The organism is Acinetobacter sp. ESBL14, from assembly GCF_036668815.1.
Taxonomy (GTDB): Bacteria; Pseudomonadota; Gammaproteobacteria; order Pseudomonadales; family Moraxellaceae; genus Acinetobacter; species Acinetobacter gyllenbergii.
Genome location: NZ_JAZEVS010000003.1, coordinates 225,218 through 233,859, shown reverse-complemented (window position 1 = coordinate 233,859; position 8,642 = coordinate 225,218). Strand labels below are relative to the sequence as shown.

Annotated in this window: 20 protein-coding genes; all 20 read right to left on the bottom strand. The window is 40.4% G+C overall.

Going from position 1 to position 8,642, the window contains the following annotated elements:
* Window positions 1–243: 243 nt before the first annotated feature.
* A complete protein-coding gene (locus V6E90_RS12215) occupies window positions 244–531 on the bottom strand; it encodes a hypothetical protein (RefSeq protein WP_332605468.1) in 288 nt (95 codons plus the stop codon).
* Entirely contained in the window at window positions 531–812 is a 282-nt protein-coding gene (locus tag V6E90_RS12210) for a hypothetical protein (RefSeq protein ID WP_332605467.1), read from the bottom strand. The genes V6E90_RS12215 and V6E90_RS12210 overlap by 1 nt, the downstream gene beginning before the upstream one ends.
* A complete protein-coding gene (locus V6E90_RS12205) occupies window positions 805–975 on the bottom strand; it encodes a hypothetical protein (protein ID WP_332605466.1) in 171 nt (56 codons plus the stop codon). Before V6E90_RS12205 ends, V6E90_RS12210 begins: the two co-directional genes overlap by 8 nt.
* Window positions 976–1,085: 110 nt before the next feature.
* A complete protein-coding gene (locus V6E90_RS12200) occupies window positions 1,086–1,406 on the bottom strand; it encodes a Gp49 family protein (protein ID WP_332605465.1) in 321 nt (106 codons plus the stop codon).
* A 215-nt stretch (window positions 1,407–1,621) separates the two neighbouring features.
* Window positions 1,622–2,167: a hypothetical protein gene (locus tag V6E90_RS12195; RefSeq protein WP_159725035.1), complete on the bottom strand. Its 546-nt coding sequence runs from the start codon at window positions 2,165–2,167 to the stop codon at window positions 1,622–1,624.
* Window positions 2,168–2,177: 10 nt separating this feature from the next.
* Complete coding sequence (locus V6E90_RS12190) at window positions 2,178–2,447, bottom strand: hypothetical protein (protein ID WP_332605464.1); 270 nt, start codon at window positions 2,445–2,447, stop codon at window positions 2,178–2,180.
* A gap of 16 nt (window positions 2,448–2,463) precedes the next feature.
* Entirely contained in the window at window positions 2,464–2,706 is a 243-nt protein-coding gene (locus V6E90_RS12185; RefSeq protein ID WP_332605463.1) for a hypothetical protein, read from the bottom strand.
* Entirely contained in the window at window positions 2,706–3,107 is a 402-nt protein-coding gene (locus V6E90_RS12180) for a hypothetical protein (protein ID WP_332605462.1), read from the bottom strand. Before V6E90_RS12180 ends, V6E90_RS12185 begins: the two co-directional genes overlap by 1 nt.
* A gap of 132 nt (window positions 3,108–3,239) precedes the next feature.
* On the bottom strand, window positions 3,240–3,539 hold the full coding sequence (locus tag V6E90_RS12175) for a hypothetical protein (protein WP_332605461.1): 300 nt from the start codon (window positions 3,537–3,539) through the stop codon (window positions 3,240–3,242).
* Window positions 3,529–3,873, bottom strand: coding sequence for a hypothetical protein (locus V6E90_RS12170; protein WP_332605460.1), 345 nt, complete (start codon window positions 3,871–3,873; stop codon window positions 3,529–3,531). Before V6E90_RS12170 ends, V6E90_RS12175 begins: the two co-directional genes overlap by 11 nt.
* Window positions 3,866–4,129: a hypothetical protein gene (locus V6E90_RS12165; RefSeq protein WP_332605459.1), complete on the bottom strand. Its 264-nt coding sequence runs from the start codon at window positions 4,127–4,129 to the stop codon at window positions 3,866–3,868. Before V6E90_RS12165 ends, V6E90_RS12170 begins: the two co-directional genes overlap by 8 nt.
* Entirely contained in the window at window positions 4,126–4,299 is a 174-nt protein-coding gene (locus tag V6E90_RS12160; RefSeq protein ID WP_332605458.1) for a hypothetical protein, read from the bottom strand. Before V6E90_RS12160 ends, V6E90_RS12165 begins: the two co-directional genes overlap by 4 nt.
* The gene (locus V6E90_RS12155) at window positions 4,299–4,763 is read right to left on the bottom strand and encodes a DNA N-6-adenine-methyltransferase (protein ID WP_332605457.1); all 465 of its coding nucleotides are present in this window, start codon (window positions 4,761–4,763) and stop codon (window positions 4,299–4,301) included. Before V6E90_RS12155 ends, V6E90_RS12160 begins: the two co-directional genes overlap by 1 nt.
* Window positions 4,760–5,035, bottom strand: coding sequence for a hypothetical protein (locus V6E90_RS12150; RefSeq protein ID WP_332605456.1), 276 nt, complete (start codon window positions 5,033–5,035; stop codon window positions 4,760–4,762). Before V6E90_RS12150 ends, V6E90_RS12155 begins: the two co-directional genes overlap by 4 nt.
* A complete protein-coding gene (locus V6E90_RS12145) occupies window positions 5,032–5,778 on the bottom strand; it encodes a DNA-methyltransferase (RefSeq protein WP_332605589.1) in 747 nt (248 codons plus the stop codon). The genes V6E90_RS12150 and V6E90_RS12145 overlap by 4 nt, the downstream gene beginning before the upstream one ends.
* An 11-nt stretch (window positions 5,779–5,789) precedes the next feature.
* Window positions 5,790–7,112, bottom strand: coding sequence for a replicative DNA helicase (locus V6E90_RS12140; protein ID WP_332605455.1), 1,323 nt, complete (start codon window positions 7,110–7,112; stop codon window positions 5,790–5,792).
* A complete protein-coding gene (locus V6E90_RS12135) occupies window positions 7,112–7,906 on the bottom strand; it encodes a hypothetical protein (protein WP_332605454.1) in 795 nt (264 codons plus the stop codon). The genes V6E90_RS12140 and V6E90_RS12135 overlap by 1 nt, the downstream gene beginning before the upstream one ends.
* Window positions 7,906–8,061, bottom strand: coding sequence for a hypothetical protein (locus V6E90_RS12130; protein ID WP_332605453.1), 156 nt, complete (start codon window positions 8,059–8,061; stop codon window positions 7,906–7,908). The genes V6E90_RS12135 and V6E90_RS12130 overlap by 1 nt, the downstream gene beginning before the upstream one ends.
* Window positions 8,062–8,110: 49 nt before the next feature.
* On the bottom strand, window positions 8,111–8,377 hold the full coding sequence (locus V6E90_RS12125; protein ID WP_332605452.1) for a hypothetical protein: 267 nt from the start codon (window positions 8,375–8,377) through the stop codon (window positions 8,111–8,113).
* A 10-nt stretch (window positions 8,378–8,387) separates the two neighbouring features.
* Entirely contained in the window at window positions 8,388–8,573 is a 186-nt protein-coding gene (locus tag V6E90_RS12120; RefSeq protein ID WP_332605451.1) for a Cro/CI family transcriptional regulator, read from the bottom strand.
* Between the last annotated feature and the right edge of the window lie 69 nt (window positions 8,574–8,642).

Here is an 8,642-nt window from a genome sequence, read left to right as displayed (position 1 = left end):
CAATAAAAAAGACGCCTAATAGCGTCCTTATACTTACTTCACAAACTTATTTATTATTTTCCTTCTGCCACTTTATCAGCAGCTTTAGAAATCCTGTATTTCACATAGTTATCATATGAGCACTGAGCTACCCCCAATAGGACAAGCAATGGGAGAACTAAAACAATGCACCACTCTTTAAACGACATAATTAAATCCTCTCTATAAAGGAATAATAGCAATAAAAAACCACCCGAAGGTGGCTTAGTTTAATACTGCCTTGCTATCTTCAAAAAACTTGACGCAAAGACCTTTAAAATACTCAAATGTGCTTTTCTTAATTAATTCTGAATTACCACCAAAGATAATAGAGTGCTTGTTCCCAACACGTCTAAATGAGAATGGAACCCCGTCTGCTGTCATGTTGAATGCCTCAATGTTTTTTGAAGATTCAGCATTGCCATCAATCTTAGTTTTCTGCTCGTCCCATGAATCACTAAATCTTGCGAAGGATTGCATAACTTCACCAGTTTCTATTTTTTGCCAATTCATTAGAACACCTCATCATTGTTATTCAAATTCAGCATCCGCTCAGTCTTTACTAGCAACTTTGCGAACCATTCTTTTGATTCTTCTCTACCCATAGTTTTGTATTGATCAAAATCACAATGGCAGACATGACACAACGGAATAGTGTATTTATCATCTGCTTTGATTCCCTTGCCTTTGCCATACTCAGACCAATTCGCATGACATGCTTCGCTTGGAGCATCCCACCCACACCGCACACATGGCAACTTTCTTATCGCTTCCAGTCTCTTTGCATCACGCATTTAGATTTAACCGAAGGTTCTTGATCCACTCTTTAAGTTGAGAAATCTTTTTATCAATAACCAGCATTTCATCTCGACTCATCAATCCGCGAGATAGGTTTTGATATTTATCAATTTCCGCTTCATAGCGTTTGAGATTCTTCTTCGCTTCGATTGTGTTCATATACAATCCTGTTTTTAACTTAGATGAAGTGAATGGGAGTCTTCCCGTTCGCAGCGGCATTCACTTCTCTAAATTAAAAAACCCCACCGAAGCAGGGCATAAAGATGAACTTAGAACTGTTTATCCAACTCGGCTTGATAAAGCTTTTCTTTTAAGAGGTAGCCTTCTAATTCCCAGATCTTTTCACGGGCATTTTGACGAGCAATCTTATTACCAATCTCTTGGTTAAAGTTTTCTTTGCTCACACATGCCGATTTACCATCAATCGTATAACCATTCTGCAAAGTTAACTGGCAGATAACTGTTCGACCATCTGGCAGGTTGGTATATGTTTCACCAGCAATGACAGAATCAATATGATCGGGAGTTAAGCGCGGAGCATTCAAACCTTTGTCTTGAATTTCCTGCTCGATTTGTTTTTCATTTGACATTCTTCTTCTCACTTTTCGATAGGCAATAAAAAAGCCCACCTTTCGATGAGCTTTAATGATTGTTGATTGGCAAGTTGCGATCTCTTGCTTTGTGTTGTCCTTTTGAGGGTACTCAACACTAATAATATTCACATGCCGCGCATGACTTCAATCAATCAATGATCATATCAATAATACGACCATCTTAGTAAATCATACTCAATTCGGGATAAAAATCAACTGTTTTTGTATAGCTCAATTCGATAACGTTCAATATGAAGATAAGCAGTGCCTTTTGCTTCACCTAACATCAAGCGAATTGCATCGCCATAATGTTGCCATTGGTTCTGATATGTCTTAACTTCCAGATGCTCAAGCAGACCAACAAAGCGTAGCTTCCCTTGCAATGTATAGTCTTCTCTCAAGAAATCATACAAGAAGAAAAACAATTCCATTTCGGCAATCTTTCGACAAATCGTTGGCAACTTATCCTTCTTGTACTTCTTCTCATTACTTGCAACTGCAAGAATGCTTTTTGTGAGAAACACTATGACTCGTTTATATGCCGCCTTATTATCAGCAAAATCACCTGTTGCGATGATATAGGCAAGGTCTTTCTGCAATTCATCATCCATTTTTGCGAATGCTCCTGCTTTATCCTCCCAGCCAATAGGCTTCTCACCAGTAGCACGAACACTTACCTCGTAAGTCATGCTCTTAGCTCGCATTTCTTTACCTAACCACTCAAAGTTGTCTTCACGTTGTGCTACTGCCGCATTCATACCCTTCCCCTTACTTTCCGTATTTCTTGATGTGATTTCTGACTTTTTCTCTATTTGTTCCTCCACTAGCGATTTGTCTATACATCCCTTTTGTTTGCCAAATCACATAGATAATTAAAATCGGTGAGAACAGCACTCTAATGATGATTAAGAGTATTTTTAAAGAAGCTTCTACATAGTCTTTTAAGTCATGCCATTGGTCTTTAAACCAACCCTTTAAAAAGAATCCTTGCCATTGCAATGTGAGCTTTAATGCGTCTACATCAACCTTTAATTTCATACCGTCACCTCAAATTTTATAAATCTATATATTTGAAAAATAATGTTGTGCCATCTTCTTGCTTCAAGGTAATGCTTTCTTTTCGCTCCAATGCTTCGGTCTGACTTTGATTTAAAAGCTTGCCTGCACCTTTGAGAAAATCATCTTTAGTTGGGTATTTGGATTTACTATAGATATTTGTTCCACATTCATTCCAATGCTCGAATAACCAATATTTTCCTTTTGAATAAAGAAACTGGTCAAAATCTTTTAAGTCCATCACCCACCTCTCAACCGTTCAATAAGCTTCTCAATCCACTGGATGACTAATCCTTCTTTGATCTGTGCTGTGGTGCCACGAATCACAAACCAACCATTCACCGCTGCTGCCGAATACTTCTCACAGTCTTTTGTGTAGCCTTCACCTCTTGTGTGACGACCATTACTGAACACACCGCCTTCAACCTCTACCAGGATAGGCATATCATCAATTCGGAAATCTGCCAGCCATCTACGCTCTGGATGAAAGCGAAATTCTTTAGTAAATGGAATCTTCAAAGCATTCAGGTGATTCTCTAAAAGAGCCTCACCCTTACTGACCTTCTTTCCAAACTTCTGTGGCACGCTAGAACGCGCCACAGGTTTTGATCTACTTCTATGAGCCTCTTTGAATGTGGTCATTTTGTCTCCGTCAAATGAATTACAGCTTCAGCAACTTTCCACTTCACATAGTTGTCATAAGCGCATTGAGTCGGCCCAATCAAAAGTATTGCTATGCACAATAGGTAATACTTCCAAGCAGCCCATGTGTCTTTAATTCGCTTCATCACAACCACCCTTGAGCGCTTGCTCTAACCTCTTAACCAATAAACTTTCAATTAGCTTTGGATTGTTTTCTAGAATTGCCCTAATTTGAGCTAATTTGAATTCTGCCTTTTCTAGGGCATCCACCCGCTTTTGCAGCTCATCCACCTCGGTCTGGCGGTGATTCCAAACCTGTAGAGCTAAGCTTTTTGATGCGTGGTATCTGTGGGCACATGCGTCATCAATCCAGTAATCATATGCATCCTTAAAAACATCATGGAAATCACTTCTCATCACTTCACCTTTCATATTTCTTGCAATTCGGGGATGTGTCACAGTCGCGCAGGGCTTCTAAACCTGGAATTCCAAATGCATCACGGATACTTTCTTTCTTCCATTTAGGCCATGTCTTAACAACTTCCTCACATTTATCCAAGTGTTGCATTAGTGGTGTTTTATCAATTCTGTGGCCTAACTGGATTTCTTCTGGGTTGGCGTGTCTTAAAGCTGATGTTCTGAAGAAACCGCCATCTGAGAAAATTGCATAATCTGTAGAGCCACTTCTTCTAAACTCGACAATTGTTAGTAAGTCATTCCCAAACCAAGGGTCTATTGTTAGTGTCTTATCCCCGACCTTAAACATGCTCACCTCCAATTGCTTTGTTAAGCGAACAGTTCCAATGCTCAAGCCTTGTTTCATATGCTGCTTTTGCTAAAGCCAGTTGTTTATATTCACGAATTACTAGAATTAGTTTTTTAATTTCTACTGCACCATTCTTATAGCTCGAATAATAACTACCTGTTTTTTCACTGTAATGTGTAGCGTCAAAAACCCTGTTCTCCACTATACGATCAGCGTTTTCTATACCAAATTGTTCTATGAATAAATGTGCGTTCATTGGCTTTGCTCCTCAACTAAATCATCAACATCCGCAAAGCTCCACCCAACTCTTGCGAACCCAATCATTTTCCCGTAACAATCAACACACATCATCGGTTCTTTTATTTCACTATTTGAATAGAGTTCAGCTGAACCGCACTCGATGCACATTTTTTCATCTTCTGTCATCAACTTTGCTCCCACTTCACATCATTAAGACTTGGACGAAATACAACTACGCAACAACCGAAAGGCGCATTTGATGAAGAGCCACCAAATTTCAATCGACCGCGAATAAAGTGGATTTCACGCCCTAAGCAATAATCTTGGAACCATCTTGCATCTGTACGAACTGGAACAAGTGCAACAACTGTATGACCCTGTTCAGCCGTGTGTGCTGCCTTAGCAACCCATTCAATAATCTCTCTGCCATATGGCGGATTCATCCAGCAAACCCCTGTCCACTCTTGTTTCAAACCATTCTGTTCTGGGCTGAAGAACCGTTCACACTTTGCGTTCTCAGGCAAAGCGCACACATCAAGATCAAAGTTAAATACCGCATTCAGCTTGTTGAAGAAGTCTTGAGGCGTTGCCCACACATCTGTCCTGTTATCTGCCAAACCGAATAACTTATTTTGAGTCATTGCATTCATCGCCCTTCTCCGTCACGGGTGGTCACGTTCACACCAAACAATCCTTTAGCAAATTCAGTTGCTTGATAAGTTGTACATGTCACCTTCTCGATATAACCCAAGTCCATCAAAATTATGATGATGCTGTATGCTTTAGCCTTGGTTGACTCAACGACATCACGTCTAAGTTCGGATAGTTTGAAAGGCATAGTTGCATGTGTTGCATAGATCAAAATATCCATGCAATTTTGAATAGACTCTCTCTTTTCTTTTAAAGCTAGGACCCTGCTCATACCGCTTCTCCAAATAGATCAGGCTGCATGTCTTTCTCGGTACCTGCCTGAGCAATACGTTCTTGAGCTATGCCGAAGTACTTCTGCTCTTGTTCAATTCCGATGAATGCGCGGCCTGTATTTACACAAGCAACACCCGTGGTACCGCTTCCCATTGTGTTGTCGAGTACTGTTTCACCTTCATTTGTGTATGTACGAATCAAGTACTCACAAAGAGCTACAGGCTTTTGTGTTGGATGGAAGTTTGATTTCTGCTTATCACTACTGAACAACTGAACTGATCGCGGGTACCGCTCAGTTGAGTCATAAGCTTTGATATTTACCTGTTTGCCGTAGTGCTCTGACCCAATATCTTTACGCTTAGCTGTCTTTCGTTCATGACCAAAAGTTTTGATTGGATTGAACGTTGGCTTTGACTTGTAAAAAACTAAGATATTTTCATGCGCCCTTAATGGCTGAAAATGCGCATTAAAGAATCCAGTAGCTGCAGGCTTTTCCCAAATCCACTCATAGCGAAATAGTTTTAGGTTTGATGTCGCAAGTACTGCTGCGAATGGTTGAGCTGCAAACAAAACAATTGCGCCATTCTCTTTAATTACTCGCTCGTACTGTTCCCAAAGTGGCTCGAATGGAATAACCGCGTCCCAACTGCAGCAAGTGGTACCGTAAGGCAAATCACAAAGAATCATATCCACGGAACCCGTTTCAATTTCCTTCATACGCTCAAGGCAATCGCCTAACATGAGGTTATGTTTCACGCTGCACCTCCAACGTCATCTTTGATACTTGCAAATCGACAGATATCTAAACGGTCTAAAACACGCACTACACCGCGCTTGCCATGTCGGTTTTTCGCAACAATGATTTCTGTAATGCCGCTTGGTAATTCGTCATCGTTATTGAGAATTGGATGAGCCAAGATGATTTGATCTGCATCTTGCTCAATCTGACCTGATTCTTTTAGATCCGAGGCCTTTGGTCGCTTACCCTTCTCTGATTCACGGTTTAACTGAGCCAAAGCAATCACAGGACAATTGAACTCTTTAGCCAGCGCTTTCAAATCACGACTAATTGAACTGACTTCTTGATAGCGGTCTTTCTTGCTTGGGTCGCGTACTAACTGCAAATAATCAACAACAATGCAGCCAAGGCGCTTATATTTGCGTTTAGCCTTACGTGCATAAGAATGGATTTCTGCAATAGTAGGCTTCTGCTTATCTTCGATATGAATTGGTAATTTACTGAAACGCTTTTGAGCATCTGCAAACTGGCCCAACATTCCATCAAACAGTTCAGCGTTGTGAATATTGTCATAAGGGATATATGTCAAAGCAGAGATACAGCGATTTGTGAATGTCTCTACATCCATCTCTGCTGACACCACAAGAACAGGTTCGCGATACTGGATTGCAGTCTGGATCACAAGCATTTGAGCGAGTGTTGACTTACCTGAGCCCGGACGACCACCGACTACACAGAAATGACCTTTTTGAATCATTCCTACTAGATGATCAACATGAGTAAGGTTGAATTGCACACCAGTGTATTGCTTGTTTGCCTTAGCTTCTGCTTTCTGAATTAAGCGGTCTGTCGCGCGTGTGATAGCCTCTTCAAATGTGAAACTAGACTTCTCAACATCGTTGCCAGTCTTTTTTCCATCAAGGATTGATTCAGCCGCAATGTGAATATCTGGAATGGTTAAGTCTTGCGAAATTTGCGCAATACTTTCACCCATCTTCTCAACTTCACGGTGAGCCTTGAATTTGTTTAGTTCTGCTGTGTATGACTCAAGATTGTAAAAACTCGAAGGTGCTTCACTACTCATTTGAAGCAAGTATTCAGAGCCACCCATCAAATGAATTACATTTTTTTGTTTAAGCTGTTGCTCAACCATTACGAAATCATAAGGTTTGTTTTCATTTGCCAATTCTGCAATTGCTTTGAAAATTTGCTTGTGTCGCTCTGGAAAGAAGCAGTCTTCATCAAGATCATTGCTCACCACATCAAAAGAGTTTGCAACTGTCATCAATGCTGTGAGCACAGCTTGTTCCATTGGGATGTTGTGAATATGACTCATTACCAATCTCCCATGTCAGCTTCATAGTTTCCTGGTAATTCAGGAACTAAGTTTTGATCTACATTTGGGAACATGTTGATAAAACGATCCAACTTTTCAGGCTCACGGCAAATCAATTCGATATCGGTATATCCGCCTTGAACGTGGTAATCAGACTTAGAGCAATTCAGGATTGCATGCTTGATGTCATCAACCATGTAGCCTTCGACAAGACGTGCTTGAATTTTTCTAGCTCGTTTGTCAGAGAGAATCGTTTTTTCATTTTTGCTGAATGTGGTTTTCCAGAACTCGAAAATCTCACATATATCTTTCTTAATATTTTCTTTCTTATTTGTTTCTTTCTTAGTAGCGCCATTTTCGGGGGTAGTCTCCACTCCATTTTGGTGGGTACTCCCCGTACTATTTTCGGGGGTAGTCTCCATACCATTATCGGCACTACCATCCATTTTGGCAGGTAGTTCAAATTCAGGATGAATGATCGAAAATTTGTTCGTTTCACCAGTAGAGCGAACGACAGAAATTAATCCAAGTTGCTCAAGTTGACGAACAGAATCAGTTAAAGTTTTGAGTTTCTTGATGCCAGTCTTTTCTTGCAAAAAGTTAGAAGTGATTGACCAGTTTGTACGTGAGAAACCATCGGTAAAACGATTGATCACCACATAGCATTTCAAAGCGCTACCAGTCATCTCAGACACATAGCCTTTGTCCACCAAATAGTTTGGCGTTCTAGTGTATTTGTCTTCCACTGGTGTCGCCTGCTTTAGGAATTTATCTAAGTCAAAACCTACGTTCATCATCCACCCCACGCATGCAAAGCCAACTCAGCTTTAGCTTTTGCCAAAGCAGCTGCATTCTTGAGTGAACGATGAAGCGTGTAAGCCTCAACCGCTTTTTGGAATAAACTAATCTTCCGATTTAGTTCAATGTCTGCTAATATTTGATAGTTCATTTGGCTTGCTCCGATTGAACACTGAGCCTGATCCACGAAATCAGGCTTTTTATTTGTCTAAATTCCCTGTAATCCCTTCCGATCCCTCAGCAAAAATTACTTCTGTTGAGAGATCCCGCATCAAAGCGCCTAATCCCAAGCGCTCAAATGATTTTGCTTGTAAATTAAGTACATGCCACTCACCTGCTATTTCCTTCTCAAGGAGATATGCAAGATATTGAGCAAGGTCTTTACCTTTAATTTCAGCCAGAACTTTTGCTCGTTCATGGTTTTCAGGAGATAAACGCACATGCGTCGATTTTTTTTCGAGACTCATTTGAGTTTCCTTAAGCTGTTGCTGTAGTTCGTTTTAATGGCTCTTTGCCACCTGCAAGGTCTCTGATCTGATACTCACGAGCTAAAGGGATCTTTTGTTCAGGCCATTGATAGATGGCTGATGGTGCAATCCCTAACATTCCAGCGAGTTCGACACCATTAACACCAAGCAATTTGAATGCTTCTTGTTTGGTCATTTCTCTCATCTCAAAAATAAGATTTCTTAGTATTAAAACAAAGATAACTTATTTTTGCAACATGTAAGA